This is a genomic window from Mycobacterium sp., from assembly GCF_019243155.1.
In the GTDB taxonomy this organism is placed as follows: Bacteria; Actinomycetota; Actinomycetes; order Mycobacteriales; family Mycobacteriaceae; genus Mycobacterium.
In genome coordinates this window covers 1-25,955 of record NZ_JAFAUS010000434.1, presented here as the reverse complement: position 1 = coordinate 25,955, position 25,955 = coordinate 1, and the positions used below count along the sequence as shown (strand labels likewise).

Sequence of the window (25,955 nt, the reverse complement as noted above, 5' to 3'; positions counted from 1 at the left end):
CCATGGTGACTCCGGTGGCGGTGCCACCGGAGGGCGCCGAATCGCAGCGACTGGTCGGCGGGGTGCCGCTGGCCAGCCTGGTGCACGACTTCCACCGACCGATGGTGAATTTCGCTCGCACCATGGTGAATTCGTCGGCGGTGGCCGAGGAGGCCGTGCAGGAAGCCTGGGTGCAGGTGCTGCAGTCGTCGGATTCCTTCGAGGGCAGGTCCGGCGTGGGCACCTGGTTATTCGGGATCGTGAAGAACACCGCTTCGCGGCACCGGCGCCGCGAATCCCGGATTCGCGACCACGAGGTGCTGGCAGATGCCGAAGCCATCGACCCGCTGTCGGGTCGCATGCACCAGGCCGGCCATCCCGACGCGGGCCATTGGAGCGTTCCGCCGTCGCGACGTTTCCTGCCTGAGGACCACACCGTGGCCAGCGAGCTCGTCGGATATGTCCGCGCGGCACTGGATTCATTGCCTGAACGGCAACGTCAGCTCGTCATCCTGCGTGACATCGTCGGCACGACCGCCGAGGAGGCCGCCGAGCTCCTCGAACTGTCCGCCGAGGCGCAGCGCGCCCTGTTGTACCGCGCCCGAGGAAATCTTCGAAACGAATTGGAAAAGCGGTATCAACGATGACCGTCTACGACCACACCGTGCCCGCTATCGACTGCGTCGATTTCGTCCGCCTCGTCGACGATCTTGTCGACTCCGACCCGCTGCAGTGGGGCGCGATCGTCGCCAAGCACCTCGACGAGTGCCCGCCGTGCCTGATCTACCTGCAACAAATGCTGGACCTCAAGATCCTGTTGAGCCACGTCTTTGACGGGGAGAAGCTCACCGACGAGCACGTCGCCGGGGTCGTCAACGCGATCACTACCTTCAGGAAAGGCGAACACCGATGACGATCAATGCGCACGCGCCGCAACTGGATAGCGTCGTGCCGGAGCCTGGCCCCGTCTCCGGCCTGCCCGGCGACGTCATCACGATCGGCACCGCCGATGATCCGTTCGAGCCGCTCAGCGTGGGCGTCATGGTCGACCGAGTGGCCGCCATGGCTGTGGAGAAGGCCGCACACCCTTGGGCATTTCTGATGCGCTCCCTGGTCGGCGGCGCCATGGTGGCGTTCGGCTCATTGCTGGCACTGGTGGTGAGCACCGGGGTCAAAACGCCCGGCGTCGCTAGCCTGCTGATGGGCTTGGCGTTCGGCATGTCCTTCGTTTTGATCCTGGTGTCCGGCATGTCGCTCATCACCGCCGACATGGCCGCCGGTTTTCTCGCCGTGCTCAAACGCACGATGAGCGTGGGCAGCTACGCATTCCTGGTGACCGTCGGCCTGATCGGCAACATCATGGGCGCGTTGGTGTTCGTCACCGTCTGCAGCGCCGCCGGCGGCCCATATCTGGGGGCCTTTGCCGAGCGCGCGGCAACCGTCGGCGCTCAGAAGGCCGGTCAGCCGCTGTGGACCGCATTGCTGCTGGCTGTCGTCTGCACGTGGTTTTTGCAGACTTCGATGTGCATGTTCTTCAAGGCCCGCAGCGATGTCGCCCGGATGGCGTTCGCGTTCTACGGCCCGTTCGCGTTCGTCATCGGTGGCACCCAACACGTGATCGCGAACGTCGGCTTTCTCGGATTCCCGTTGCTGCTCAACCTCTTCCACTCCGCCCCATGCGGCGCGATCGGCTGGGGCTTCGGCGAACATGGCCTGCTCACCAACATCGGTGTCACCACCGTCGGCAACCTGATCGGTGGCACCCTGTTCGTGGCGTTGCCGTTCTGGATCATCGCCCAACTACAGCGGCGCCAGATCTAGCCACCGGAAACCGTCGAAAGCCTTCCGGCCCGGTAGCTGAGGACCAAAGCCCCGCGACCGCGATCCCACCCTCTTATAGCGTTGCTGGCGAAAGAGGGAGAACAACATGTCAGAACACGATGAACAACTCGGCATTGTCGTCGCGGTCGACGGCTCACCGCAATCAAGCGTCGCCGCATCCTGGGCGGCCCGCAACGCGGTGTTGAGGAACGTCCCACTGACCGTGGTCCATGCGGTGGCGACACCCACGACTACCTGGCCGCCGGTCCCATATCCCGACTCGCTCGTGACCGCGCTGGAGGACGAGGGCAAAAAGGCAATCATGCATGCGGTCAAAATCGCCGAAGAGGCGATGCAGGGAGACCGAAAGGTGCCCATCAAAAGGCAATTGGTGTATTCGACCCCGGCACTGGCGTTGATCGACATGTCCGACGATGCGGAGCTGATCGTGGTGGGCACCGCGGGACGGGGCTTGCTGGCACGAGGCGTGCTCGGCTCGGTGAGTTCCACCGTGGTGCGTCACGCGAACTGCCCCGTCGCCGTCATCCACGACGAGGACCTGCCGGACCCGCAGGCGCCCGTCCTGGTCGGTATCGACGGTTCCCCGGTTTCGGAATCGGCCACCGAGATCGCCTTCGACGAAGCATCCCGTCGCGGCGTCGATTTGGTAGCCCTGCACGCGTGGAGCGACATCGCGGTGAGTGATTTTCACGAGCATGACTGGTCTGCCCTGGAAGGCGAAGCGCAACGAAGCCTCGCCGAAAGCCTGGCGGGGTGGCAGGAACGCTATCCCGACGTGACCGTTCACCGGGAGGTCGTCCGCGACCACCCGGCGCGACAACTCGCCGAAAGGTCGGAATCCGCACAACTCGTGGTGGTGGGCAGTCACGGCCGCGGTGGGCTGACGGGCATGCTGCTGGGTTCGGTCAGCAACACGGTCCTGCATTCCGTCCGGATACCGGTAATCGTCGCCCGGCCGGCAGGGTGATTGCGTCAGCTTTCCCGCAGGGTGGCGAATGTCCACGCGCACAACGCCGTGAGGTCACGTCCGGCGCGTGCCACCGTTCGGTCGGGCCGCACGAGCGCGACGGTGGCGCGGCCCCGGCGTAGCCATGCCGCGAGCACGGTACCGGGCTCGGCCACCAGCACTGTGACGCCGCGGTGCCGCAGCGATGCTTCGTCGGCGGCGTCGGGCCAGCGGGTGGTGATCAACGCGAAACCCGTACCGAGGACGTCGTCGAGGCGGTTGCCCTCGGGCAGCGGCATATTCGGGCACAGTCTGCCGGTGAGCCGACTGCCGGATTTGGTCACCAACGCCGAGCGGCGTAGCGGGGGCGTCGTTGAGTCGACGACCCTGTCACGCAGACCGGGGAGGAACCGCAGCCTGGGCAGCACGACCCGGCGCACGGCGTTGCCGACGTTGCCGCCGCCTGTCATCGCCCAGCCGACACCGAGGGCGAGCCGAATCATCTGCTGGGCGTGCGGTTTACGTTCCTGTTCGTAACTGTCGAGAACGTCGGCTGCGAGCGTGCCGTCGTGGACCCCGGCGATTTTCCACGCGAGGTTGGCCGCATCCCGAATTCCCGCGCCCATGCCCTGACCGACGAACGGCGGAGTGAGGTGCGCAGCGTCACCGAGGATGAAGATGTTCCCGCGGCGCCAACGGTCGGCGATCTGTGCGCGGAACGTGTACTCGGTAACGCGCAGCAGCGTCAGGTCGGTGATCGCCACCTCGTCGGTCCAAGGTGCGATCAGCGGCTGCAACGCGCCCAAGGTGTCGAACTCGTCGGCGGTTTCGCCGGCCAGTAGCTGGAATTCCCACCGATAGCGGGCCGGTCCGATGCGCATGAACGTTCCCGCGCGGACCGGGTCGCAGACCTGATGTACGCCGTCCCATTGGCGCAACTCGACGTCACTGGCGACATCGATGACCAGCCAGCGCTGCTGAAAGTTCAAATCTCGCATGGCCGAGTTGATTTGGGCACGCACGACACTGTTGGCCCCGTCGCAGCCCAGCACGTAGTCGGCGTCGACTTCGTGCACCAGGCCGGTGCAACGGTCGGTGAAGGTGACGCGCACGCCCGAGGCGGTGGCCAGCACGCCGGTGACCTCCGCGTCCCCCCGCAATTGTGCGCTCGGGTGACGTTTGAGGTTCGCCCGCAGCACCGATTCCAACTCCGGTTGGTCGAACATGTTGGCCTGCGGGTAGCCGCTTGCACTGGTCGAGGGATCACGCTTGAACTCGGCAAGCACCCGGAATCGCTTGTCCAGCAACCGCAAGCCCAAGGTCGGCCGCGAAATGGCCGCGAACTCATCGGCGATGCCGAGCCGTGCGATGACGCGGTAGATCTCGTCGTCCAGGTGCACGGCGCGTGGCTGCGGATACACGCCGGCCCAGCGGTCGACTATCAGGCAGGCCAGCCCGTGCTGGGCCAAGAGGGTGGCCGCGGTGATGCCGGTCGGTCCGGCGCCCACGATGACGACGGGGACGCGCGGAGAGCTCGGCTCGGTCACTTGAATCGCACTGTATTGCATTGCTTTCCAAGATCGATCGCGCCGTCGTCGGTGGCCACCGACGCCTCGACGACGTCGCCCTGCTGCAGGTAATTTCGATTGCCGGCCTGACGTGAAAAGAACACTTTCCACTTCAGAGTCGGCGGCAACAGGTCCCCGATGATCTGCATCGGCTTGGGCGGGGCGCTCAGCGCGGTGCCGGCCGGGGTGCCGGTAAGAATCAGATCTCCCGGGGCAAGCTCCTGGAACTGGGTGAGGGACTGCAGCGCCGCCAGGGGCCGATAAATCATGTCCGGATCGACCAGCGCGTCTTGCCGCGGGTCGCCGTTGACACTCAGGCGCAACCGCAGTTCACCGAATCGCTTCAGCTCGTCGGCGTTCAGGAGCACGAGTTCCGGGCCGACCGGGGTGAACGTCGGATACGACTTGGCCTCATAGAACTGGGTCTGCGGAAGTTGGATATCACGCGCGGAGACGTCGTTGGTGACCACCAATCCCGCGATGAAGTCGCCGAGGTTCGCGTCGGAAATGCTTGTCCCGATTCCGATTGCGCGCCCGATCACCAGGCCGATCTCGACCTCGTAGTCCAGAAGCCTGACGTGGCCTGGTTTGACGATGTCATCGAACGGGCCGGTGATCGACGCCGACGCCTTGCGGAAGAACGTCAGCGGAATCGTCGCGGGATCCATGCCGGCGTCCTTGACGTGCGACTCGAAGTTCGTCATCTGAGCTATGACCCGGCACGGCCGAGTCACAGGGGAGACCAATGCCAGGCTTTCGAGCGCGACGGTGTCGGTGCTGTTCGCGGCGGCATCGATCGCGGCCCGCTCTCCCAGCAGCGCGGCGGTGGTGGTGGCGGCGGTGTCGATCTTCGCGGCGCCGTCGGCGTTTTTGAGCCACCACGCGTCGGCGGTACGCAGCACGGAAACGGTCATGAGGTGGGTACTTTCAGTAGGCCGATCAGGCGGTTGATGTCGAACTCGTTGCTGGTGCGCAGGGCGGTGGCCATCGAAACCAGTTCGTGGCGAGCCGATTTGAGGTCTGTGCCGAGAAAGTCTCGACTCGCCGGTGGGCCCCACTGGGCCAACCCGGAGGCGGTGAACGGCGCCCACCCCGGTTCGAGAGTGTTGTCGAACAGGTCGCCGTCGGTGAAGTGCTCGAACAGGTAGCCATCGGGATCGCGCCAATAGTCGAAGATCTGGCTGCCCTGGATATGCCTGCCGATTCCCCAGGACCGGAAATAGCCCCGCTCTGTGAGGAATTCACCACCCGCGGCAAGGGCGTCGAGATCGCTGACCTGATAGGCGGAATGGACGTAGCGATTGGCCGGGCCCAGAGCCAGGGCCAGGGTATGGTGGTCGGCCGGTGTCGACCCGCGATCGCAACGGATGAAACTCATGGCCGGGCCTCGATCGCGCTGGCCCGGGAAGTACAGGAAATCGCTGACGATCATCCCCAGGTTGTCCAGGTACCAGTTCAGCGTCTCGAGATAGCGGGTCGACTGCACGACCAGATGGCCCAGGCGCTGCACCCGAGCCGGAACGCGCGCAGGACGCTGGCCGGCGTTGGTGCGGCGCACGTCGTGGCCCGAATTGAAGGTATGCGGTTGCTGGCCGGGGAGTTCCGGAAGTTCGTGCATACCCGAGACCACCCGCACCGGCATGCCGCTCGGGTCGGCCAATCCGACCGACAGGCCGCCGATCGTTTCCGGCAGCGGCTCCACCGGCGCGCCGAGGTGATCGGCCAAGCGCAGCACATCGATTTCGTCACAGGCGCGAAACGCGACGCCGGCGAACCTCTTTCGCGGCCCGCGTCGCAGGACCACGCATGGGCTGCCGGCCTGGGTGCCGCGCAGCTGCAGCTCAGCCGGGCTGTGCTGCGCCGTGTGAAATCCGAACGCCCGCGCAAAAGACTCCGCGACGGTCAGATCCGGCCGCTCGAATTCCAGCCATGCGATGTCAACGACCTTGACTACCGGGTTCCGGGATCGCCCCGGGTGCTCACCGGAAAGCGCACATTTGCGGTTGTCCGCGTCCAAGCGGGTGCTCTGCGTCGAATTCATGGCCGTCTCCCAACTAACTGACGAAATCGTCACATGCGAGATAACAGTCAGTCAAGTGTCCTGACGGAATCCTCAAAACTGATGCATACTGCTAAACATGAGCGCCATGCCCGACGCAGAGCCGACCAACCGCCTGGCTCGGCGCAAACAGCGCACCAGGACGGCGCTGGTCAAAGCGGCGCAGCGGTTGATCGCCGAAGGAAAGGTCAACGTGTCGGTCCTGGAGATCACCCAGGCCGCCGACGTCGGTATGGGCTCCTTCTACAACCACTTCGACAGCAAGGATGAGTTGTTCGAGGCCGCGGTCGCCGACGTGCTCGACGCCCACGGGGCGATGCTGGACCGGCTCACCGCATCCATCAAAGACCCCGCGGAAACGTTCGCGACCAGCTTCCGGTTGACCGGTCGCCTGTTTCGCCGGCGCCCGCAGGAGAGCCGCATCTTGCTGGCCAGCGGGATGGCGCTGTTGTCGTCGAAACGCGGCCTGGCGCCGCGTGCATTGCGCGATATCAAGGCAGGCATCGAAGCCGGGAGGTTCCAAGGCTTCGTCGGCGACGACCCGGAACTCGCCCTCGCGATGGCCGGCGGCGCGTTGCTGGGGCTGGGAAACCTATTGCGGGACAATCCCGATCGCGACGACGCGGTTGCGGCCGACGTAGTCACGGAGAACGTTTTGCGGCTGTTCGGGCTCGGCGCGGCCGAGGCCCGCGCGGTGTGCGAACTCCCGTTGCCCGATGAGTCAGGCGACGCGTGAGAGTACTGCGTCCGGCGTGCGCCCCCAGCCGCGAAGCCAACATGAGAAAGCGATAACTGTGGTGTTCGCCACACCCTGCGCCAGGCGGCGGCCGCCCTGCCCGCAAACACCGGGCCGGTAAGCCCTACTTGGTGAGCGCCACGACGGCCTCGACCGAGAAGGCGACGCTGCGGCCCACGCCGCCGTCATCACCGGCCGCGCCCGGAGCGGTCCACCGGACCTGAGCGGTTCCCGACAGGTGCAAGGAAGCACCGGTGACGAAATCGACGAACAGCAAAGCCGCCTCGTCGTCCACCGCCAGGTTGCCCAAACTGTTGAACATGTTGTTGCCCGGGAAGTCCGGCCAGCACAGGCTGCCGGGGGAGTCGACCCGGACAAACCCGGTCGGACCTCCCCGGTGTGACGCGTCGCTGCCTCGGGAGGGATGGGTCGTGCCCAGAAAGAAGGTGTCGGCCGCCGCGATCATTGCCTGGTCGGACGGGTGCAGAAACTCTGCGCGTCTCGCGCGAATCAAAGGAGAAGCGGCAAACCCGCCGGCATCGACCGCGCGGCGGTGAATGTACTGGGGACAGTTTCCGTATGACTGATCAACGCGGAGGGTCAGGCCCGCATCGTCGGCACTGAGAAGTTTGCCGTTGATCCGCACCCGGCGGCGGGTGGCAAAGTCGATCGCGATCAGGCCGATCTGTTGCTCAATTGGCATGTGGTGCAGCGGATCACCGTCACGCGGCGTGCTCGACACACTCAGCATGTCGTCGCGTCCGCGCAGAAAACCGGGCTCTCCGGCGACGGGCGAAATCCAAAGGAGCCCGTCGCGGTCGCGTCCGGTGAGGGCGACAAATCGCTGCGACGCGAGAAACCTTGTGGCGCCTTGCGATAGCCGGGGCGAATCGAGCATCACCTCCAACCGCTTCGCGTCCGCCTCCACACCGGCTCGGCGCTGGGTGGCGATTTCTCCCTCGTGAAAGCCCGTCACGGCCGTCTCAGACGTCCTTCCTGGCAGCACAATCAACGTTTGCAACAACGCCGCCGCGGCAAACCTTCCTGGCCGTCTCGTCGTTGGACCATGCGGCGTGCAGACGAATCCGACGTCACTTACTTGAAACCCGCGTCGGATATGGTCTGCCGGTAGCTGTGCGTTGGGGGGGCGAAATGACGCAGGAAACCGAGCGGGAAATCGAAAGTCAATCGGCGGCCGCCGTCGACGTGGACACCATGACGGCCACGAAGGAGACGCTCGAGGACTACACGCTGCGCTTCGCGCCGCGCAGCTATCGACGATGGTCCACTGCGGTAGTCGGCATCTCGGCTCTGGGCGGCATCGCATATCTCGCCGACTTCGCGATCGGCGCCAACATCGGTATCTCCTACGGCACCGGCAATGCGCTGTGCGGGATCGGCATCTTCGCCGCCGTGATCTTTCTGAGCGGGTTGCCGTTGGCCTATTACGCGGCGCGCTACAACATCGATCTGGACTTGATCACGCGCGGCAGCGGGTTCGGCTACTACGGCTCGGTGGTCACCAACGTCATCTTCGCGACGTTCACGTTCATCTTCTTCGCGCTCGAAGGCTCGATCATGGCGCAGGGCCTCAAACTCGGGCTGCACGTGCCGTTGTGGGCCGGATACGCCTGCTCGACGCTGATCATCTTCCCGCTGGTGATCTACGGCATGAAAGTGCTTTCGCAGCTGCAACTTTGGACCACCCCGCTGTGGTTGGTCCTGATGGTCCTGCCGTTCATCTATCTCGTGGTGAGCCACCCCGACTCGGTTCGCCAGTTCTTCGCCTACGCGGGCCAGGCCAAGAACGGCGGGGTGAACATCGGCTCCAGCCTGTTGGCGGCCGGCGTCTGTCTGTCGTTGATCGCGCAGATCGCCGAACAGATCGACTATCTGCGATTCATGCCTCCGCGGACGCCGGCGAACGTCCGCAGCTGGTGGGCTTGGATGCTGCTGGCCGGGCCAGGTTGGGTCATCTTCGGGGCGATCAAGCAAGCCATCGGCCTGTTCCTGGCCGTGTACCTGATATCCAGTGTTGCGGGGTCCACCCCGGTCGCCGATCAGCCCGTGCACCAGTTCTTGTTGATCTACCGCAACTTCATGCCGGGCTGGCTGGCGCTGACACTGGCCGTCGTCTTGGTGGTGCTCAGCCAGATCAAGATCAACGTGACCAACGCATACTCGGGCTCGCTCGCGTGGACCAACTCGTTCACCCGCGTCACGAAGCGCTACCCCGGGCGCGTCGTTTTCCTCGGGGTCAACCTCGCCATCGCGTTGATCCTGATGGAAGCCGACATGTTCGACTTCCTGAACACCATCCTCGCGTTCTACGCGAACTGCGGCATGGCGTGGGTGGTGTCCGTGGCCTCGGACATCGTCTTCAACAAATACCTGTTGAAGTTGTCGCCCGAGAAGCCGGAGTTCCGCCGGGGAATGCTGTACGCGATCAACCCCGTCGGGTTCGGCTCGATGCTGCTGGCGGCGGGGCTGTCGATTGCCGCCTTCTTCGGCGGGCTCGGTGCCGAACTGAAGCCCTACTCGCCTCTGGTGGCGATCGTAATTGCGCTGGTGATGCCGCCGATCCTGGCCGTCGCGACGCAGGGCAGGTACTACCTACGGCGCACCGACGACGGCATCGACCTGCCCCTGTACGACGAATACGGCAATCCGTCAGCCGCGCAATTGAAATGCCATGTCTGCCATCACGACTACGAGCGGCCCGACGTGCTGGCGTGCCAGACCCACAACGCGTACGTCTGCTCGTTGTGCCTGTCCACCGACAAGCTGGCCGACCACGTACTTCCCGCACACGGCTAGGCGGTTTCGTACCTCTGCGGACTCGCATCGCGACTTGCTGCCCGGGCCTTCGGGCGAAGCGCCACCAGCAGCACTCCGGCGGCGAAAACCACTGCGATCAACCATGGAAAGCGGCCATCGGGGGCGAAGCCCTCGGCGGCTAGCGCGGACAGCGCGTAGGCCGCCATCGCGGCGCCGGTCAGCATGACCGGTTCGCCCCAGCGCTGCGCGAGTGGAATACCGACCAGCGGCAGGGGAGCCGCGAAAACCCGCCGCCCCCACCACAACAACGCCATCTCGATGGCCGTCACAATGTTAAGAACGGCCACCCATTCCAGCCGGGCCAGCCACCACGCGGCCGTCCCCACCGGGGGTTGCGGCAGCAGACCGGCGGGGTAGCCGACGATCGCGACGATGACGACAGGGATCATGTGCCACAGGTAAAGGGCCATGATGTTCTGGTTGCCGATGGACAGCACCCGCTCGACACGGATGGCGCGTAACCCGCGGTTGAGCGCGGGCTCGAGCGCCATGACAATCCCGGTTTGTGCGCCCGCAAACGCCAACAGTGCCACTGTGGGCGGCGTCGTGTTGTCGATCGTCTGACCGGGCACGCCGATCATGCTGATCGGATAGACCTTCAGCCAGATCAACAGCGCGAGCAGTACTGCGGACACGGCGGCCAGCAACGCGGGTCTACGGCCCGCCAACGACCCTTCGCGCCAAGCGATTCCAAGTTGGTAGAGGGCTCCCCAGGCCAATAGATAACTCACCCAGTCGACGTACTGCGCGTGTCCGACGCGCCTGATGACGTCCATCGCCACAACTGCCAGGGCGAGTGCCGCCGGCACCAGGAGACCCCAACGCCGTTGTGCGGCAATCGCAATCGGTGTCAACGACACCACAACCAGGTATACGGCCAAAAACCACAGATGCATGGCCACGGCCCACCCGGCGTACTCGAGCACCGAACCGGCGATCCCGCAGGCGCCCAGGACAACCACCACCACCGACACCAGCACGGCGTACACCGCCGTCGGACCGAGCACGCGGGCCAGCCGATGCTGCAGCCAGGCCTGGCGCGAGACCCCGCCGGTGTCTCGCCGGTGCGTCCAGGACACCGCGCCGGCGTAGCCGGCCACCAGAAAGAACGTCGGAACCGCCTGGAACGGCCACGTCAGCCACTGGGTCCAGGGCAGCTCGACGAGCGGGTTCTGCCGCCCGAACTGCCCATCGCGGTAGGTGACCGATCCGGCCAACCAGTGCCCCAGCACGATGAGCACCACACCCGATACTCGGTAGTAATCGACCGCCAGATTTCGGGCAGGTCGTGTGGTGTTTGCGGTGTCCATCAAATCGGGGAAAGCTCAACGCGGTACACAGCGCCACGGTACCGCCCCGACCAAACAGGAGACAGGCGATGAAACAGGCTCAACTCGGCGAGCTGCACGTTGGACGTCTTGGACTCGGTGCGATGGGCATGTCGGTGGCCTATGCGGTCGGGGGCTTCGACGACGCCGAATCCCTCCGGACGATTCATCGCGCCATAGATCTCGGCGTGACCCTGATCGACACGGCCGAGGTCTACGGGCCTTACGTCAACGAGGAACTCGTCGCCCGCGCCCTACAGGGTCGCCGCGACCAGGTCGTGCTGGCAACCAAATTCGGCCTGATCTCGCACACGGGCCGCGACGGCCTCGACAGCAGTCCGGCCAGCATCCGCGTCGCGGTGGACGGTTCGCTGAAAAGACTGGAAACCGACTACATCGACCTCTACTACCAACACCGACTTGATCGCGGCACCCCGATCGAAGAGACGGTCGGTGCGCTGTCCGAGTTGGTGGCGGCGGGGAAGATCCGCTACATCGGGCTATCCGAAGTCGGCGTCGACACCATCCGGCGCGCGCACGCCGTGCACCCGATCACCGCGGTGCAATCCGAATACTCGCTGTGGACGCGCGACCAGGAAGGCGCGATCGTGCCGGCCCTGCGCGAGCTGGGGATCGGATTCGTCGCCTACTCGCCGCTGGGCCGCGGCTTTCTCACCGGCGCCATCCGCTCCACGCAGGAATTTCCCGACACCGACTACCGCAAGAGCAACCCGCGCTTCTTCGACGAGAACTTCCAGCACAACCTGCGCAGCGCGGACGAGTTGCGCGACATCAGCGCCGACGTTGGCGCCACTCCCGCCCAAGTCGCCTTGGCCTGGCTGCTCGCGAAAGGCCCCGACATCGTGCCGATCCCGGGAACCAAACGTGTGTCGCGCCTCGAGGAGAATGTCGGAGCCGATTCCGTCGAGCTGACCCAAGACCAGCTGGCCAGATTGAACGCCCTGACACCGGCCGTCGGGGGCCACCACGCCGAAGCGCAGATGGCCTGGATCGATCGGTGATCGGAGCGGGCAAGAAGCTGGTGATCGGTGCCAGCGGCTTCCTGGGATCACATGTCACACGGCAGCTCGTCGTTTCGGGCGCCGACGTGCGAGTCATGTTGCGCCACAGCAGTTCTACCGCGGGGATCGACGACCTCGAGGTGGAACGCTGTTATGGCGACGTGTTCGACGATGCGGCTTTGCAGGTTGCGATGGCGGGCTGCGACGTCGTCTACTACTGCGTCGTTGATGCCCGGATGTGGCTGCGTGACCCGGCGCCGCTGTTCCGCACAAACGTCGAGGGCCTGCGGCACGTTCTCGATGCGGCACTGCAAGCCGAACTGAACAAGTTCGTATACACAAGCACCGCAGGATCTTTGGCGATCAGCGACACCGAGGTGGTCACCGAAGACGATCCGCACAACTGGGACCAGGGTGGCCCCTACATCGAGGCGCGGGTGGCCGGGGAGAATTTGCTGCTGTCGTACGCGCGCGACAAGGGCCTGCCCGCCGTTGCGATGTGCATATCCACGACCTACGGGCCGGGTGATTGGGCGCCGACTCCGCACGGTTCCCTGCTCGCGCTCGTCGCCAAAGGGCGCTTTCCGTTTTATTTCGGCTACTCATCCGAAGTGGTCGGCATCGAAGACGCCGCCAAGGCAATGCTTCTCGCGGCTCAGCACGGCCGCGACGGGGAACGCTACATCATCTCCGACAAGTACATGAGCGGCCGGGAGCTGCACGAAATCGCGGCTACCGCCGTGGGTAGGCGGGCACCGCGCATCGGCATCCCGATGTCGGTTCTGCTCGCAGGTGCGCGCGGCAACGATGTGATGGCGCGGCTGCTGGGTCGCGACTTGCCCTTTGCCTACGCGGGAATGCGGATGGCGCAACTGATGTCACCGCTGGACCACGGCAAAGCCGAACGCGAACTCGGGTGGCGGCCCGAGCCCGTTGAAGACTCGATCCGAAAGGCCGCCGTCTTCTTCGCGTCGCGCTAGTCGACGCTGGCCAATGCCGCGCCGCCGTACTTCTTTTCGATCAGCGCCCACGGGTCGGCGTATGGGCCGCGTCCCTCGAGCCGTTGTTGCACGATCAGGACGGCGCGCAGGATGGGACGCAGTATCGGTCCCAACACGCGCAACACGATGCGCCTGCGGCCCTGTGCTTCACCGACCCAGGCCAGGGTCTGAGACCAGTCGTGCTCCTGGAAATCGAGTAGCGCCTGCGCTTCGGCGGTGTCGTACCAGCCCGTGAAACTCCAACCGCGGTCGTCGCTGGGGTCGCCCGGCAGGGTGGCGGACGGGCCGAGCGGGCCTAGGCCGTTGGCGATCATCAGGCCGTCCTGGAGTTCGTGCTGCAGTAGCACGCAGGATTCGTTGCCGCCGATGAGCAGAGCCTTGCCCGCGATGGTCGCCTCCCGGTCAACGCCGTTGGCGAATGCCAGCGCCACGTCGCGGGCGTCCACCGTGTGGATGCGGTTGTCTGTCGGCAACGAGCGCATGATGATCAGGTAGTCGTTGCTGATCTCGGCCTGAGTGTCCGGGGAGATGACACCGGCGAGCCGGTAGAGCGCGTACGGCAGGCCGCTGCCCCGGATGGCCGCCTCGGCCAGCACTTTGTCCTGGCCGTACTGATCGATGGGGTTCACCGGGGTGTCGGGGGTGATCCGCTCCGGGTAGCGGTGCGGATTTCGCGACCCGTACACCGCCGCGCTCGACGCCATGAGGAACAGCGGCGGGTGGGGGAGCGTATCGACGATCTGCGAGGCCGCCGCCAGGAGATTTTCGGTGCCACCCACATTGACTCGTCTGGCCAATCCGGGGTTTCGGTACGACAGCGGTGACACGACGGCGGCGAGGTGGATGATCGCCTCGGGGCGATGGGTCGCGACAAGGTCCTGCACGGCCTCGGGGTCGAGCAGGTCGACGTAGGCCGAAATGAAAGTCCCGGGATAACGCCCGGCGGCCAGTTCCTTCTCAACCGCGACGGTTTTGTCCGTCCGCAGGTCCGTCGCGATGACGGTTCGTCCCCGCTCGAGCAGGATCTGTACGCAGCGCTTTCCGACTTGTCCGAACGCGCCCGTGACCAGGACGGTGTTTACAGTCATGGATGCGTCACTGCGCCATCAGTCGGTCGGCGATCTTGCCGATCGTTTGGCGGATTCGGTTGGAGATGTAGATCGAGATCATCGGGGTGACGATGTCCTCTCGTAGCCGAGTCAGCTTGGAGCTCTTAATAACCCACTGCCCGGCGATGCTCTCATAGGTCTCGTGGTAGTGGCCGTAGCCGACCAGGCTCACCCCGGGCCCGAAGCGGACGACGTCCTGCAGCGCCCACACCCCGCGCGCTGTCGTCGCCGACGTGAGCTCGATCTCGGGCGCGTGTACCTGATGGGCGGTGGCCTGCGTCGGGCGTCCGAGCGCTTTGCGGGTGAAGGCGACGAAGTCGTCGGCGCCGGCGATCACCTTGCCGCCGGCTTCGGAGGTGTCGCTGACGAAGTCATCAGCGAAGATCGTCCGCCACGCATCCCAGTCCTTGGTGTCGAGATACCGGCAGTACCGGGCTTTGAGCTGTTTGATCGACTCGATCGCGAGCAGCGCGGCGACGTCGCTGTCTGCGGCTAACTGGTCCGTGGCCTCTGTCATTGCGGCTGGACTCCCTCCGATCGGCGCTCCCGGGAAGTGTAGGCCAGTCGTTGTCTCGCGCCGCGAACACTTGCGCGCACCAGTGCCGTCGCCGAAGGTATCGAACATGACCAAGGAAATGTCTCCCGCCCAACAGATAGACGCCCGAATCAAGGAACTCGGGGATTGGCGCGGCGAGATGCTCGCCCGGATCAGAAAACTCATCAAGGATGCCGACCCCGATGTCGTCGAGGAATGGAAGTGGAGAGGCGTGCCGGTGTGGTACCACGACGGCATGATCTGCACCGGCGAGACCTATAAGGCCGCCGTCAAGATGACCTTCGCCAAGGGCGCCTCGCTGGACGATCCGTCGGGCTTGTTCAACGCCAGTCTCGACGGCAACACCAGGCGTGCGATCGACTTCCATGAGGGCGACAAGATCGACGAGAAGGCGCTGAAGGCACTCATCCGCGCCGCGGTTCAGCTGAACGCCTCCTAGCCGCCTGTACAGTCGCTCAGCGGTGCTGTACAGTCGCACAGCACGAGGTCGACGCTGGAAAATGGGAGGCCACCGGCAATGACGCCACGACGGACTCGGCGCCGGTGACAGCGCAGCCCGCCGAGACGGTCGCGGAGTTCCGCAGCCGGGCCAGAGCCTGGTTGGCCGAAAACCTGCCGCGGTTGGATTCCGACGACGCGATGCCTCTGCAACGTGACGAAATTCCATCCTGGCACCGTGCCCGCGAGCTGCAAAAGAGGCTGTACGAGGGCGGATTCGCGGGAATCTGCTTTCCGCGCAAATACGGCGGGCTCGGCTTGGGCTACGAATACAAGAAGGCGTTCGACGCCGAGGCGTTGGCCTATGAGACGCCGCTGCTGCTCAACGTCCCGTCCTTCGCCATCTGCTGCGCGACGATCCTCGATATGGGCACCGACGAACAGAAGCGAGCGCACATCGGGGCCGCACTGCGCGGCGAAGAGGTGCTGGTGCAACTGTTGTCCGAGCCCAGCGGGGGATCGGACCTTGCGGGTGTCATCACGCGCGCCGACCGGCGAGACGGACGCTGGATCATCAACGGTGCCAAGACGTGGAGCACCTGGGCATTCGCCGCCGACTACGGCCTGTGTCTGGCTCGAACCGACTGGAACGCACCGAAACACGAAGGCCTGACCATGTTCCTGGTGCCGCTCAAACATCCCGGCGTCACGGTCGGCCGCATCCAGCAGGTCAACGGCTCCATCGAATTCTGTGAGGAGTTCTTCGACGACGTCGACGTGGGTGACGAGGCCGTCGTCGGTGAACCGGGCAAAGGATGGGAAGTCGCGTCGCGCCAGCTCTACCACGAGCGCCGCAGCATGGGTGACGGCTCCGAGTACACCAGCGGGCCGGGAATCACTGAGGCCCAAGATATTTCGGTTGATCTACTGTCCTTGGTCGAGAAGACGAACCAGACCGGTTCGCAGCGGGCCAGGGAGATGGTCGGCCGGGCCCTTGTGCACCGGGCGGTGCACGGCCAACTCAGCGAGCATGTCTTCCACGCCGTGGCCAGCGGGTCCTTGCCGCCCGCCGCGGGCTCGATCATCCGGCTGTCCATGGCCGCGGTGCACGACGTCGAAACAGACACGGCGCTGGCCGTCACGGGACCGGCGGCCGCGGTCGGCGACGACGCGGCGCTGCTCGATATCGGCGTCCGGTATCTGGGCCGGCAGATCGCGAGCATCGGTGGCGGAACAACCGAGATGGCGCGCAACGTGATCGGCGAGCGGGTCTTGAACTTCCCGCGCGAGTACGCCGCCGACCGCGGCGTGCCCTTCAACCAGGTGAGGCACGGCAGAGTCTAGGAAGGCGGCCGAAATTGGGCGACCAACTTCGTGACATCCGAGAGTTGGCCGGAGACTCCGACGCCTATCGGGACGAATTGTTCCGGCGCTGGACCGGTCTGCTCAGCTATCGCTACATCGGACGCAAACACTCGTCGATGGACCTCGGGGAGGCCGACGACACGGTCATCATCCGCCGTGACATGCGCAATGAAGCCGGCGGAATCATGGTGGCGCCGTTGGCGATTTCCTCGCCCGAGGGCTGCCAGACCGACATGGTTGCCGTGCCGAATCCGGTCATCGCGTCGGTGCAGATCGTCGATCCCGGGTACGACGTCAAAAGGGTTGAGATCGTCGAGTCGGGCGTCATGCACCAGGGTCGCACGATGGGGTACGGGCGCTGCAAGATCGTCGACGCCGACAACCCGGACCGGGTGATCGCCTTCAACGAGGGGCAGGGAGCGATCATCGGCAAGCCACCGGAAGGTCTTGGCCGGATGGATGTTTCGGGCACCGAAATCGTGATCGAGGACTCGCCGGAGCTGCCGCCACTGTGGAAGGCCTTCGGCGCCACCCGGCGTGGCGATGGACACTGGATTCTGCCGGAGCTGAGCACCGAACTCGCCTCGCCGGACGCGGCGCTGCACATCGGGCCCCAACACGTCGTCCTCGAGACGGCGGCGATCGACCTGGCGGCCGCGGTCGCCGGAACCCGCAAACTGCAGGTGGTCAGCTGGCATGTCATGTTCATGTCGCGGGGCAAGGTGGGTCCCTTCCGCGTCGAGGGCACCGCGCACGTGGGCGGACGCGGGCGCGTCGGTGTGCGCATGCTGCTGCACGACGAGGGCAACGGGGACAAGGCCGTCACCTCGGCGGCGGCCGTCTTCGACGTCGTGAATTCCTAGACTTTCAATGCCGCGGCGCTTCTACAGGTCGGACTCGCGCTTGCAAGCCGCTACCGCGGTGGCGGCTCGTGAGTGACGGCCTTATAACCGCGGGCGCCAGCGCGGTCTACCGCGGCCTTTACAACTCCGAAGACCAGCCCTTGCAGCCCGGCTCCGATCAGGGCAGCACGGGTAGAACTGCTGAGGTCCTTGGGATCTGGCGGCGCGGGCTGTTGATCGCTGAACCGCTTCCAGAGTTGGCTGAATATCGCGCCAGCCACGATCCCGCCGGTGACACTGGTCGCCACCGACAAAGGCAAATACAGAGCTTTGGACGTCGGGCTCATCGCCACACCTTTTCTTGTTCCGCTTAGTCGCGGTACCAGCATGATGTTGGAATCAATACCCAACAGCTGTCGTGCGTAACCGGGCTCGCGGTGACGTCCATCGATTAATCGCCGTGCCACAAGTGGTCGGCACTGGTAAGGGTTTTCGTCCACCATCTGCGGGTAGTACAGCGGTGACGACGAAATCTAGGAGAGCCATGGGCACCACTACCGCCTCAATCGACGTGAACCAACCGATCGGCATCGTCTACAACCAGTGGACGCAATTCGAGTCCTTCCCGAAGTTCATGGAGGGTGTCGAACAAATCGACCAGCGCGACGACACTCACACCCACTGGCGAATCAAGGTGGGACCGATCACCCGCGAGTTCGATGCCACGATCACCGAACAGCATCCCGAGGAGCGGGTTGCGTGGAAGTCCGACAGTGGCCCCGACCACGCCGGTGTCGTCACGTTCCACCGCCTCGACGACAAAAGCACGAGGGTGACGACGCAGATGGACGTCGACCCGGAGGGTTTCGTCGAGAACGTGGCCGACAAGCTCGGCATCCTGAAAGCCCGGGTACACGGCGATCTGGAGCGGTTCAAAAAGTTCATCGAGAGTCAACCCGGCGAGACCGGCGCCTGGCGCGGCGACGTGGCGCGACCCGATGCCTGACCGGCGCCGCTGATTGCCGGGCCGTCGATGGCGCGCGCCGCGCAGAACGATGGGATGGGCGACCACCTTTCGTTGATGCACGGATGGATCCCGGCCGCCCTCCAGCTCATAACCGTTGCGGCGCTGGCTTATTCAATCGCGTGGCGGGGACGGCACTGGTGGACTTGGCGGGTGCCGCTGGCCCTGGCAGTCGGGGCCGTGACAGTCTGCTTCGCCCACTGGTACTACGGAACGCTCGGGCTTGCCAGTGAGCCTCCACCGTGGCAGATGTGGCTATGGACCGCGCTGGTAGGACATGCCACCGTGCTGGTGATCGTCGCCTGGCGTCGCGCTGGTTGGTGGCGACGCAACGTTTGTGTTTTCGCCGCGTCATTCTGCATGTTGAGCACCGGGCTGACGATCAATTCGTGGTTGGGATACTTCCCGAGCGTTCCGTCGGCGTGGGGTCAGCTGACCAACACCCCGTTGCCGGATCAGTCCGATCTCCGTGCGGTTCGGGAAGCCAAGATCAAAGGCGTTGCACCGCAACGGGGAGCGGTGGTCCCCATCGATACGGGCTCTGCGGTGTCAGGTTTCCGTCACCGCGGCGAATGGGTTTATCTGCCGCCCTCCTGGTTCACCCATGCGCCGTCGCCGCAGCTGCCGGCGCTCCTCATGGTCGGCGGTGAATTCAACACTCCTGCGGACTGGGTTCGCGCCGGTGATGCCGTCGCCACCCTGGATGCATTCGCGGCAGCCCACGCGGGAAACGCGCCCATGGCTGTCTTCGCCGATGCGACAGGCGGATTCACCGTCGATACCGAATGCGTCAACGGTTCCCGTGGCAATGCTGCCGACCACTTGGTGGGCGATGTCATTGCACGAGTCGATGACCTGTTCGGGTTGGTCGGGCAGCCGAAGTGGGGCGTCGTGGGCTTCTCGTCTGGAGGCACGTGCGCGGTCGACCTGGCTGTGATGCATCCCGAGACATTCGACGCTTTCGTCGACATCGGCGGCGATATCACACCCAACGCGGGCACACGAACGCAAACCATCGAGCGGTTGTTCGGTGGGGATGCTGCGGCGTGGGCGCGGTTTGACCCGAGCACGGTCATCGCTCAACATGGCCCATACCCGAACTTGGCTGGGCTATTCGCTGTTCCCGGCGCGGCCGGACGAACCGATCACCGCGCGGTCGGGCACGCCGCCGCCGATTCGCTCTGTCAACTGGGGGCGGCCAACGGTATCGATTGCAAGGTTGTCCAACTTCCCGGCCGACACGACTGGCCGTCGGCGGCCTCGGCGTTCGCAGCGACGCTGCCGTGGCTCGCGGGTCGGCTTCACACGCCTGGCGTCGCCGCCACCGCGATGCCATAGCGAGCCGTTGGTCATCGAACAGCGGGCGCGGAGCGTTTAAAAGAAATTGCGCTGCAAGAATCTCGACGCAGTCAATCGCTAGTGTCGGTGTCGCCGACGCCCATGTCCCTGGGTTTGTGCCGCCGCGCTCGGGCTCCTGGGACGTGTTCGTATGTCGTCGTCGACAGCGGAGGCGGGCGTGATATCGGCGAAAATCTTGTCAGATTGCTGAAATGCGCTCAGCAACAACGCGTGACAGTTGTCGCGGCTGTTTCGATCGAGCGCGTGCAAGTAGTTGCCGGAGGCACGGCGATCAATGTGTGCGGGCACGATGAAGAGCCGGGCATTCTGCATCCACCCCGACTGGGAATCCTCGAGAACCACCGGCATATCACCCGGGAGGCGGGCGAGTATGCGACGTAGTTGATCAACGTCCATCTGTCGCCTCGATCTCACACGGCGGGGCACTCGTACCGAACATGATGAGCGCCAGCGTATGAACCGAGCGCTGAGAACCCGCTGAGGATTCACCGCTACGTCAAGGAAATGCAGTCAGCGTGTCCGAGGCGGTTTCGGAATGCCCGGTGAGCTGCCCTGGCGCGGCTGTCAGCGTCTGAGTTCGGTGCGGCTGCTGGCGCGGACTGCCTTGCGGATGCTGAGCGGTAGTAAAACCATGATCACCGCAGGGACGATCCACCATGCGGGCAGGGCCGTGCTACGCACGGTCCAGGCGGTATCTGCCAGCGCTGCAAGAATACCGAGCGCGATCAGCCCGTCATCGCCGACGATGAACGCATACGAGAATCTGGCGACCCGACGCAGCCGCATGTTGCTCACGGGAGCGCTCCTTCGTGAGTGCGTCTGTCCGGCAGCCGACGCCGGAACACGGCCACTAGGACCGCCGAGTACAACGCCAGTGCGGCAACGATGACGAGCAGCGACTTGTCGCCTCCAGGCCAGTTGCCTCCGGCGCCTTCAACGCTCCAGAACAGCCCGTATGCACTCAGCAGGATGCCGACCACAAATTTGAGTGTGTTCTCCGGAATCAGCGTCAAGGGCTTACGCAAGGCAAACCCACTCAGACTCACCACGGCCACAGTTGCCAAAGCCGTGACCGCCGCCGGCACGATGCGATGCTCGTTGGCGCCGAAAGTCACCACAACGAACACGACTTCGAGTCCCTCGAGCACCACGCCTTGAAAGGCCAGACTGAACCCATACCAATCCGGGATGTTGCGTCGGCGCTGTCGTGTCATGTGCTGCGCCGAGGCCAAAGTGCTTTGGAAGGACAAGCTTTCGTCGTGCAGTGGTTTGTTTCCGGACGCGCGGAGCACCGCCTTACGCAGCCACCGGAGGCCGAAAATCAGAAGGAGCCCGCCGATAACCAGTCGAAGCCCGTCCACGGGGATCGCCGAGACAGCGGGGCCCAGCACGGCCACGATCACTGCCAAGCACAGCACGCCGGCGCAAGCTCCGAGGAGCGCCGAACGCCAGCCTCGCGCGATGCCCGCCGCGAGCACGATGGTCAGCGCCTCGACCGCCTCGACCAAACAGGCCAAGAACACGGAGACAATCAACGCGGAATCGTTCACATCGTCGCCCGCTTCGTCGGGGAACCGGTTTGCCGGCTCTCGGCTCTGTCCGTTGCAATGTTCCACTATCGCTCAATGGCGAGCTAGGGGTTCGGCGGAAGGAATCCGCGAGGCCGCCGCGGCCTGCGCCCCCCGTATTCCGGTCGGCCGGTAACTGCGCGAGAACTCGTCCGTTTCGGCCGACCGAAACTGGGGCATCCGCACGACGTGAGCTTGCTACGAACCACCCGCTTACTGGCCACCGCTTTGGTTACGGCTTGGGCGGCGTTGATCTCCGCACCAGTGCCAGCAGCTTGGGCCGAGCCGTGTTCAGACGTCGAGGTGGTCTTCGCCCGAGGTACGGGCGAGCCACCGGGAGTAGGCGGAATCGGGCAGGCGTTCGTCGACGCCCTCGGGTCACGCGCCGGCGGCAAGTCGGTAGGGGTATATCCGGTGAACTACGACGCCAGCAGCGACTTCAGCGGCGGAATCGCCTTCGCCAGAACGGTCGTCGACGGAATCCGGGACGCCGGAGCTCACGTCGCGTCCACCGCGTCGAACTGTCCCAACACCAGAATCGTGCTCGGCGGCTACTCACAGGGCGCCGCCGTCGCCGGCTTTGTCACCTCGGCCGTCGTGCCGAAGGAAGTGCCGCAGGAGTTCGCGTCCTACGTACCTCAGCCACTGGCGCCGGAGGTGGCTAAGCATGTGGCCGCGGTGGTGCTGTTTGGAACCCCCTCCAACGAATTCTTGCGCGGTGCCGGGGCACCGCCCATCACGATCGGGCCGTTGTACGCGCCCAAGACCATTCAGTTGTGCTCCACCGACGACAACATCTGCAATGGTGCGCCTCCAGGCCCACCCGGCCTCGCTCACACGTTGTATGCGGCAAACGGCATGACCGACCAGGGCGCCGACTTTGCTGCGCGACACCTTTAGCGGTCGTCCGGATCCCGCAATTGATCGAAATTGATTGAACCGCAGTCGACATGGACAAGCACCGCGACGACGATAACTATCCCAGCGAAGCCGCGGGCGAGATCACATCGGCCTTCGACGACGACTTCCTCGAGCCGGCAGATGGAGATTCGGCCGCCTCCGTGGAGACGGAAACCGTCGAAGAATTGCCGCGGGGCACCGCTCTGCTCGTCGTAACGCGCGGCGCTAACGCGGGTTCCCGATTCCTGCTGGATCAGCCGGTCACCTCGGCGGGACGCCATCCCGACAGCGACATCCTGCTCGACGACGTCACCGTGAGCCGACGCCATCTGGAATTTCGACTCGACGAGAACGGCAACTGGACTGTCACGGATGTTGGCAGCCTTAACGGCACCTACGTCAACCGCCAGCCTGTGGACTCACCAGTGGTGCTCGCCAACAACGACGCACTGCAGATCGGCAAATTTCGGCTGGTGTTTTTGACCGGATTACCCGCCCAGTAGGAAAGCAACGCCGACTGGGCGGTACCTTCCGGGCGTTCACCGGAAAGCACGAACGCCGGGACGAATCTCGTTGCACCCGTTCATAGTAGGGACGCGTGAAAATAAAGAACGGTGCCGAGCTTCTCAGTGATGTTCAGTCGTGATTGCCGTAGATGGCGGCAGCCATGGAAAGGCGCCGCTGGGGGTATTACCCCGTAGACAAGGAGGTTGCGATGAGCATGCAGTCAGACACCGCCGACGACGAACCAAAGGGCGGGCGCCCCGGCCCAGAGGACCACGGTCGCGAAGGCGGCATGGCCACTCGCGAGAATGCGCCCGAACTGACCGAACCCGAGCGCCCTGACAAACAATAGTGCCCACCGAGTTGCCCGCGCTCGTCGTCGACGATCACTGCGTCGTCACCGAAGGCCTGCTCAAGCAGATCTACCCGGGTCCCGAGGCGACCAAGATCGACATCCCCGTCGATGACGTCGACGGCGACTACCTGGTGGTGTTCCGGCAGCTGCTGCTGTGGCCGATCGATGAGAACGGGTTGATCGAAGGCGAGGATTCCTACAACCCCGGCGCGGTCAGCGTGACCAAGCTGTCGCGCGACGACCTGCCGCAGGCGTATATCGACCTCGTGGGCTGACGGTCTAACCCATGGCCATACATGCCCAGCTGTCTGTATGGTGCTAACGACCCAACGACAGGAGACATGGTGGCAGAACGGTTGGCCGGAAAGGTCGCGCTCATCAGCGGGGGAGCGCGGGGATGGGCGCCTCGCACGTGCGGACGCTGGTGGCCGAGGGGGCCAAGGTGGTGTTGGGCGACATCCTCGACGACGAGGGCAAGGCGGTGGCAGCAGAAGTCGGTGACGACGCGCGCTACCTTCATCTGGACGTCACGAAACCCGAGGATTGGGACGCGGCGGTGGCGACCGCGATCAGTGAATTCGGCGGGGTCGACGTGCTGGTCAACAACGCGGGAATCATCAACATCGGCACCCTCGAGGACTACGAACTGTCGGAGTGGCAGCGCATCCTCGACATCAACCTGACGGGGGTGTTCCTCGGCATCCGCGCCGTCGTGAAACCCATGAAGGAAGCCAGACGCGGCTCGATCATCAACATCTCATCGATCGAGGGGATCGCCGGCACCATCGCCTGCCACGGTTACACCGCCAGCAAGTTCGCCGTCCGTGGGCTGACCAAATCGGCCGCACTCGAGTTGGGGCCCAGCGGAATCCGAGTGAACTCCATTCATCCCGGGCTCATCAAGACACCGATGACGGAGTGGGTTCCCGACGACCTCTTCCAGACCGCCCTCGGCCGCGCCGCCGACCCGAGGGAAGTGTCCAGCCTGGTGGTCTACCTGGCCAGCGACGAGTCGAGTTACTCGACCGGATCCGAGTTCATCGTCGACGGCGGCACCACCGCCGGCCTCGGGCACAAGGACTTCTCGGCGGTCGACGTCGGCGAGCAGCCGGAGTGGGTTACCTAGCGGCAGTTACGGATTCGGGTTCCTCGGCCTGCGCCTTGCTCGGGCTGGGCCACGGCGAGGGAACCGGGCGTTGCCGGACGCGCTGCGGCCACCAGAACCACTTGCCCAACAGCGCGGCGATGGACGGCGTCATCAGCGACCTGACGATGATCGTGTCAAAGAGCAGACCAAGACCGATGGTCGTGCCGACCTGACCGATGACGGTCAGCTCGCTGACAGCCATCGTCATCATCGTAAAGGCGAACACGAGTCCGGCCGAGGTGACGACCGAACCGGTGCCGCCCATCGCCCGGATGATGCCGGTGTTCAAGCCGGCATGAATCTCCTCTTTGAACCGTGCCACCAATAGCAGGTTGTAGTCGGCGCCCACGGCCAGCAGGATGATGACCGACATCGCCAAGACCATCCAGTGCAGTTCGATGCCGATCAGGTGTTGCCAGATCAGCACCGACAGCCCGAAGGACGCACCCAGCGAGAGCAGAACAGTTCCCACGATGACCGCCGATGCGACCACACCCCGCGTGATGATCAACATGATGATGAAAATCAGGCAGAGAGAAGATATTCCCGCGATCAGCAGGTCGTAGGTGTTGCCGTCGCCGAGGTCTTTGTAGATCGACGCGGTCCCCGCCAGATAGATCTTCGAACCCTCCAGCGGCGTGCCCTTGAGCGCCTCGTAGGCCGCCTTCTTGATTGCGGCGATGTGCGAAATGCCTTCCTGCGACATCGGATCGCCGTCATGGCTGATGATGAAGCGCACCGCGTGTCCGTCGGGCGAGATGAAGTTCTTCATGCCCTTCTTGAACTCGGCGTTGTTGAAGGTCTCCGGCGGCAAGTAGAACGAGTCGTCGTTCTTGGACGCGTCGAACGCCTTGCCCATGGCGTTGGAGTTCTTCTGCGCCTCGTTCTGCTGATCCTGCAGGCCCTTCTGGGTCGAATACATGGTCAGCATCGTCGTTTTCATGGCCTTCATGTTCTCGACCATGCTGGGCATCAGCGCGTTCAACTGAGGCATCACCGTGTCGAGGTGATCCATGATGGGGAGCAGGCTCTCGATGTCATCGGTCATCGTGTCGATGCCGTCGAGGCCGTCGAAGACCGAGCGCAGCGACCAGCACACCGGGATGTCGTAGCAGTGCTTCTCCCAGTAGAGGTAGCTACGCAGCGGTCGGTAGAAGTCCTCGAAATCCGCCATATGGTCGCGTAATTCGTTGATGTCGATGGTCATCGAGTGCATCTTCGCGACCATCTGATGCATGTCGTTGGTCATCTGCTGCGTCAGGCTCTGCATCTTGACCATGCTGTCGATGGTCGTCTGCATCATGTCGGCCTGTTTCAGCATGTCGGCCATCTGATCTTCTTGGTACTTCTGGTTCATCTGCTGGCTGACGCCCTGCATGCTGATCTGGAAGGGGATCGAGGTGTGCTCGATCGGCGTGCCCTGGGGCCGCGTAATGGCTTGCACGCGGGCGATTCCGGGCACCCGGAAG

The 25,955-nt window shown here is 64.5% G+C and carries 27 protein-coding genes and 2 pseudogenes; 18 read left to right on the top strand and 11 right to left on the bottom strand.

Features of this window, described 5'->3' with window-relative positions; translation table 11 throughout:
• The first annotated feature begins 2 nt into the window (after positions 1-2).
• The 4 genes from JOZ00_RS22430 to JOZ00_RS22415 all read left to right on the top strand — a co-directional run bounded on the left by JOZ00_RS22430 (position 3) and on the right by JOZ00_RS22415 (position 2,788).
• Positions 3-626, top strand: coding sequence for an RNA polymerase sigma factor (locus tag JOZ00_RS22430; protein WP_293348202.1), 624 nt, complete (start codon positions 3-5; stop codon positions 624-626).
• Positions 623-892, top strand: coding sequence for a hypothetical protein (locus tag JOZ00_RS22425; protein ID WP_293348199.1), 270 nt, complete (start codon positions 623-625; stop codon positions 890-892). Before JOZ00_RS22430 ends, JOZ00_RS22425 begins: the two co-directional genes overlap by 4 nt.
• The gene (locus JOZ00_RS22420; protein ID WP_293348196.1) at positions 889-1,800 is read left to right on the top strand and encodes a formate/nitrite transporter family protein; all 912 of its coding nucleotides are present in this window, start codon (positions 889-891) and stop codon (positions 1,798-1,800) included. Before JOZ00_RS22425 ends, JOZ00_RS22420 begins: the two co-directional genes overlap by 4 nt.
• 106 nt (positions 1,801-1,906) lie before the next feature.
• Entirely contained in the window at positions 1,907-2,788 is an 882-nt protein-coding gene (locus JOZ00_RS22415) for a universal stress protein (protein WP_293348193.1), read from the top strand.
• A gap of 5 nt (positions 2,789-2,793) precedes the next feature.
• Here JOZ00_RS22415 and JOZ00_RS22410 read toward each other — a convergent pair whose 3' ends face one another.
• The 3 genes from JOZ00_RS22410 to JOZ00_RS22400 are packed head-to-tail and all read right to left on the bottom strand — an operon-like array spanning position 2,794 to position 6,376.
• Positions 2,794-4,314, bottom strand: a complete 1,521-nt coding sequence (locus JOZ00_RS22410; protein WP_293348190.1) for a bifunctional 3-(3-hydroxy-phenyl)propionate/3-hydroxycinnamic acid hydroxylase — start codon at positions 4,312-4,314, stop codon at positions 2,794-2,796.
• Positions 4,311-5,249 (bottom strand): fumarylacetoacetate hydrolase family protein, encoded by a 939-nt coding sequence (locus JOZ00_RS22405; protein ID WP_293348187.1) that lies wholly within the window; start codon positions 5,247-5,249, stop codon positions 4,311-4,313. The genes JOZ00_RS22410 and JOZ00_RS22405 overlap by 4 nt, the downstream gene beginning before the upstream one ends.
• Positions 5,246-6,376, bottom strand: a complete 1,131-nt coding sequence (locus JOZ00_RS22400) for a VOC family protein (RefSeq protein WP_293348184.1) — start codon at positions 6,374-6,376, stop codon at positions 5,246-5,248. The genes JOZ00_RS22405 and JOZ00_RS22400 overlap by 4 nt, the downstream gene beginning before the upstream one ends.
• A gap of 97 nt (positions 6,377-6,473) precedes the next feature.
• Between JOZ00_RS22400 and JOZ00_RS22395 the strand changes: the two genes are divergently transcribed.
• The gene (locus tag JOZ00_RS22395; protein WP_293348181.1) at positions 6,474-7,130 is read left to right on the top strand and encodes a TetR/AcrR family transcriptional regulator; all 657 of its coding nucleotides are present in this window, start codon (positions 6,474-6,476) and stop codon (positions 7,128-7,130) included.
• A gap of 124 nt (positions 7,131-7,254) precedes the next feature.
• Here JOZ00_RS22395 and JOZ00_RS22390 read toward each other — a convergent pair whose 3' ends face one another.
• Positions 7,255-8,106: a pyridoxamine 5'-phosphate oxidase family protein gene (locus JOZ00_RS22390; protein WP_293348178.1), complete on the bottom strand. Its 852-nt coding sequence runs from the start codon at positions 8,104-8,106 to the stop codon at positions 7,255-7,257.
• 239 nt (positions 8,107-8,345) lie between these two features.
• Between JOZ00_RS22390 and JOZ00_RS22385 the strand changes: the two genes are divergently transcribed.
• Complete coding sequence (locus JOZ00_RS22385; RefSeq protein WP_293348266.1) at positions 8,346-9,947, top strand: hypothetical protein; 1,602 nt, start codon at positions 8,346-8,348, stop codon at positions 9,945-9,947.
• Here the strand turns inward: JOZ00_RS22385 and JOZ00_RS22380 are convergent.
• Complete coding sequence (locus tag JOZ00_RS22380) at positions 9,944-11,278, bottom strand: acyltransferase (protein ID WP_293348175.1); 1,335 nt, start codon at positions 11,276-11,278, stop codon at positions 9,944-9,946. The two genes, JOZ00_RS22385 and JOZ00_RS22380, sit on opposite strands and share 4 nt — an antisense overlap.
• 68 nt (positions 11,279-11,346) lie before the next feature.
• Here JOZ00_RS22380 and JOZ00_RS22375 point away from each other — a divergent pair, with 68 nt between their 5' ends.
• Together JOZ00_RS22375 and JOZ00_RS22370 are read left to right on the top strand one after the other, a co-directional pair.
• The gene (locus JOZ00_RS22375) at positions 11,347-12,318 is read left to right on the top strand and encodes an aldo/keto reductase (protein WP_293348172.1); all 972 of its coding nucleotides are present in this window, start codon (positions 11,347-11,349) and stop codon (positions 12,316-12,318) included.
• Positions 12,318-13,298: an NAD-dependent epimerase/dehydratase family protein gene (locus JOZ00_RS22370; protein WP_293348263.1), complete on the top strand. Its 981-nt coding sequence runs from the start codon at positions 12,318-12,320 to the stop codon at positions 13,296-13,298. The genes JOZ00_RS22375 and JOZ00_RS22370 overlap by 1 nt, the downstream gene beginning before the upstream one ends.
• On the opposite strand, the gene JOZ00_RS22365 is transcribed toward JOZ00_RS22370, so the two are convergent.
• Together JOZ00_RS22365 and JOZ00_RS22360 are read right to left on the bottom strand one after the other, a co-directional pair.
• Complete coding sequence (locus tag JOZ00_RS22365) at positions 13,295-14,407, bottom strand: NAD(P)-dependent oxidoreductase (RefSeq protein ID WP_293348169.1); 1,113 nt, start codon at positions 14,405-14,407, stop codon at positions 13,295-13,297. The genes JOZ00_RS22370 and JOZ00_RS22365 overlap by 4 nt on opposite strands.
• A 7-nt stretch (positions 14,408-14,414) precedes the next feature.
• Positions 14,415-14,945 (bottom strand): nuclear transport factor 2 family protein, encoded by a 531-nt coding sequence (locus tag JOZ00_RS22360; protein WP_293348166.1) that lies wholly within the window; start codon positions 14,943-14,945, stop codon positions 14,415-14,417.
• A 106-nt stretch (positions 14,946-15,051) separates the two neighbouring features.
• Between JOZ00_RS22360 and JOZ00_RS22355 the strand changes: the two genes are divergently transcribed.
• The 3 genes from JOZ00_RS22355 (at position 15,052) to JOZ00_RS22345 (ending at position 17,650) form a co-directional block, all read left to right on the top strand.
• Entirely contained in the window at positions 15,052-15,423 is a 372-nt protein-coding gene (locus JOZ00_RS22355) for a DUF1801 domain-containing protein (protein ID WP_293348163.1), read from the top strand.
• A gap of 104 nt (positions 15,424-15,527) precedes the next feature.
• Entirely contained in the window at positions 15,528-16,766 is a 1,239-nt protein-coding gene (locus JOZ00_RS22350) for an acyl-CoA dehydrogenase family protein (RefSeq protein ID WP_293348160.1), read from the top strand.
• A 14-nt stretch (positions 16,767-16,780) separates the two neighbouring features.
• Positions 16,781-17,650, top strand: a complete 870-nt coding sequence (locus JOZ00_RS22345; RefSeq protein WP_293348157.1) for a hypothetical protein — start codon at positions 16,781-16,783, stop codon at positions 17,648-17,650.
• A gap of 50 nt (positions 17,651-17,700) precedes the next feature.
• Here JOZ00_RS22345 and JOZ00_RS22340 read toward each other — a convergent pair whose 3' ends face one another.
• Positions 17,701-17,976: a DUF4235 domain-containing protein gene (locus tag JOZ00_RS22340; RefSeq protein WP_293348154.1), complete on the bottom strand. Its 276-nt coding sequence runs from the start codon at positions 17,974-17,976 to the stop codon at positions 17,701-17,703.
• Positions 17,977-18,173: 197 nt separating this feature from the next.
• Between JOZ00_RS22340 and JOZ00_RS22335 the strand changes: the two genes are divergently transcribed.
• Both JOZ00_RS22335 and JOZ00_RS22330 read left to right on the top strand, forming a co-directional pair.
• The gene (locus tag JOZ00_RS22335; RefSeq protein WP_293348151.1) at positions 18,174-18,635 is read left to right on the top strand and encodes an SRPBCC family protein; all 462 of its coding nucleotides are present in this window, start codon (positions 18,174-18,176) and stop codon (positions 18,633-18,635) included.
• 75 nt (positions 18,636-18,710) lie between these two features.
• Positions 18,711-19,991 carry an alpha/beta hydrolase-fold protein gene (locus JOZ00_RS22330; RefSeq protein WP_293348148.1) on the top strand — a complete coding sequence of 427 codons (1,281 nt, stop codon included), beginning with the start codon at positions 18,711-18,713 and terminating at the stop codon, positions 19,989-19,991.
• Between the two features lie 585 nt (positions 19,992-20,576).
• Here JOZ00_RS22330 and JOZ00_RS22325 read toward each other — a convergent pair.
• Together JOZ00_RS22325 and JOZ00_RS22320 are read right to left on the bottom strand one after the other, a co-directional pair.
• The gene (locus tag JOZ00_RS22325) at positions 20,577-20,807 is read right to left on the bottom strand and encodes a hypothetical protein (RefSeq protein WP_293348146.1); all 231 of its coding nucleotides are present in this window, start codon (positions 20,805-20,807) and stop codon (positions 20,577-20,579) included.
• The gene (locus JOZ00_RS22320; protein ID WP_293348143.1) at positions 20,804-21,547 is read right to left on the bottom strand and encodes a hypothetical protein; all 744 of its coding nucleotides are present in this window, start codon (positions 21,545-21,547) and stop codon (positions 20,804-20,806) included. The genes JOZ00_RS22325 and JOZ00_RS22320 overlap by 4 nt, the downstream gene beginning before the upstream one ends.
• A gap of 222 nt (positions 21,548-21,769) precedes the next feature.
• Here JOZ00_RS22320 and JOZ00_RS22315 point away from each other — a divergent pair, with 222 nt between their 5' ends.
• The 5 genes and pseudogenes from JOZ00_RS22315 to JOZ00_RS22295 all read left to right on the top strand — a co-directional run bounded on the left by JOZ00_RS22315 (position 21,770) and on the right by JOZ00_RS22295 (position 24,465).
• Positions 21,770-22,480, top strand: a complete 711-nt coding sequence (locus JOZ00_RS22315) for a cutinase family protein (RefSeq protein WP_293348140.1) — start codon at positions 21,770-21,772, stop codon at positions 22,478-22,480.
• 50 nt (positions 22,481-22,530) lie between these two features.
• The gene (locus tag JOZ00_RS22310; RefSeq protein WP_366022389.1) at positions 22,531-22,983 is read left to right on the top strand and encodes an FHA domain-containing protein; all 453 of its coding nucleotides are present in this window, start codon (positions 22,531-22,533) and stop codon (positions 22,981-22,983) included.
• A gap of 212 nt (positions 22,984-23,195) precedes the next feature.
• On the top strand, positions 23,196-23,336 hold the full coding sequence (locus JOZ00_RS22305) for a hypothetical protein (protein ID WP_293348137.1): 141 nt from the start codon (positions 23,196-23,198) through the stop codon (positions 23,334-23,336).
• Between the two features lie 20 nt (positions 23,337-23,356).
• A pseudogene (locus JOZ00_RS22300) lies at positions 23,357-23,614 on the top strand (nuclear transport factor 2 family protein); the annotation flags it as partial.
• A 69-nt stretch (positions 23,615-23,683) separates the two neighbouring features.
• Positions 23,684-24,465 (top strand): annotated as a pseudogene (locus JOZ00_RS22295) (SDR family oxidoreductase).
• On the opposite strand, the gene JOZ00_RS22290 reads toward JOZ00_RS22295, so the two are convergent.
• Positions 24,458-25,955 (bottom strand): MMPL family transporter (locus tag JOZ00_RS22290; protein ID WP_293348134.1); only part of this gene is annotated, 1,498 nt, incomplete at its 5' end. The pseudogene JOZ00_RS22295 and the gene JOZ00_RS22290 overlap by 8 nt on opposite strands.

Excerpts from the sequence above, each read along its gene's own strand:
- JOZ00_RS22430 (WP_293348202.1), top strand. The coding sequence starts at position 3 with ATGGTGACTCCGGTGGCGGTGCCACCGGAGGGCGCCGAATCGCAGCGA.
- JOZ00_RS22425 (WP_293348199.1), top strand. The coding sequence starts at position 623 with ATGACCGTCTACGACCACACCGTGCCCGCTATCGACTGCGTCGATTTC.
- JOZ00_RS22420 (WP_293348196.1), top strand. The coding sequence starts at position 889 with ATGACGATCAATGCGCACGCGCCGCAACTGGATAGCGTCGTGCCGGAG.
- JOZ00_RS22415 (WP_293348193.1), top strand. The coding sequence starts at position 1,907 with ATGTCAGAACACGATGAACAACTCGGCATTGTCGTCGCGGTCGACGGC.
- JOZ00_RS22405 (WP_293348187.1), bottom strand. The coding sequence starts at position 5,249 with ATGACCGTTTCCGTGCTGCGTACCGCCGACGCGTGGTGGCTCAAAAAC.
- JOZ00_RS22400 (WP_293348184.1), bottom strand. The coding sequence starts at position 6,376 with ATGAATTCGACGCAGAGCACCCGCTTGGACGCGGACAACCGCAAATGT.
- JOZ00_RS22395 (WP_293348181.1), top strand. The coding sequence starts at position 6,474 with ATGAGCGCCATGCCCGACGCAGAGCCGACCAACCGCCTGGCTCGGCGC.
- JOZ00_RS22385 (WP_293348266.1), top strand. The coding sequence starts at position 8,346 with ATGACGGCCACGAAGGAGACGCTCGAGGACTACACGCTGCGCTTCGCG.
- JOZ00_RS22380 (WP_293348175.1), bottom strand. The coding sequence starts at position 11,278 with ATGGACACCGCAAACACCACACGACCTGCCCGAAATCTGGCGGTCGAT.
- JOZ00_RS22375 (WP_293348172.1), top strand. The coding sequence starts at position 11,347 with ATGAAACAGGCTCAACTCGGCGAGCTGCACGTTGGACGTCTTGGACTC.
- JOZ00_RS22365 (WP_293348169.1), bottom strand. The coding sequence starts at position 14,407 with ATGACTGTAAACACCGTCCTGGTCACGGGCGCGTTCGGACAAGTCGGA.
- JOZ00_RS22360 (WP_293348166.1), bottom strand. The coding sequence starts at position 14,945 with ATGACAGAGGCCACGGACCAGTTAGCCGCAGACAGCGACGTCGCCGCG.
- JOZ00_RS22355 (WP_293348163.1), top strand. The coding sequence starts at position 15,052 with ATGACCAAGGAAATGTCTCCCGCCCAACAGATAGACGCCCGAATCAAG.
- JOZ00_RS22340 (WP_293348154.1), bottom strand. The coding sequence starts at position 17,976 with ATGAGCCCGACGTCCAAAGCTCTGTATTTGCCTTTGTCGGTGGCGACC.
- JOZ00_RS22335 (WP_293348151.1), top strand. The coding sequence starts at position 18,174 with ATGGGCACCACTACCGCCTCAATCGACGTGAACCAACCGATCGGCATC.
- JOZ00_RS22330 (WP_293348148.1), top strand. The coding sequence starts at position 18,711 with ATGCACGGATGGATCCCGGCCGCCCTCCAGCTCATAACCGTTGCGGCG.
- JOZ00_RS22310 (WP_366022389.1), top strand. The coding sequence starts at position 22,531 with ATGGACAAGCACCGCGACGACGATAACTATCCCAGCGAAGCCGCGGGC.
- JOZ00_RS22305 (WP_293348137.1), top strand. The coding sequence starts at position 23,196 with ATGAGCATGCAGTCAGACACCGCCGACGACGAACCAAAGGGCGGGCGC.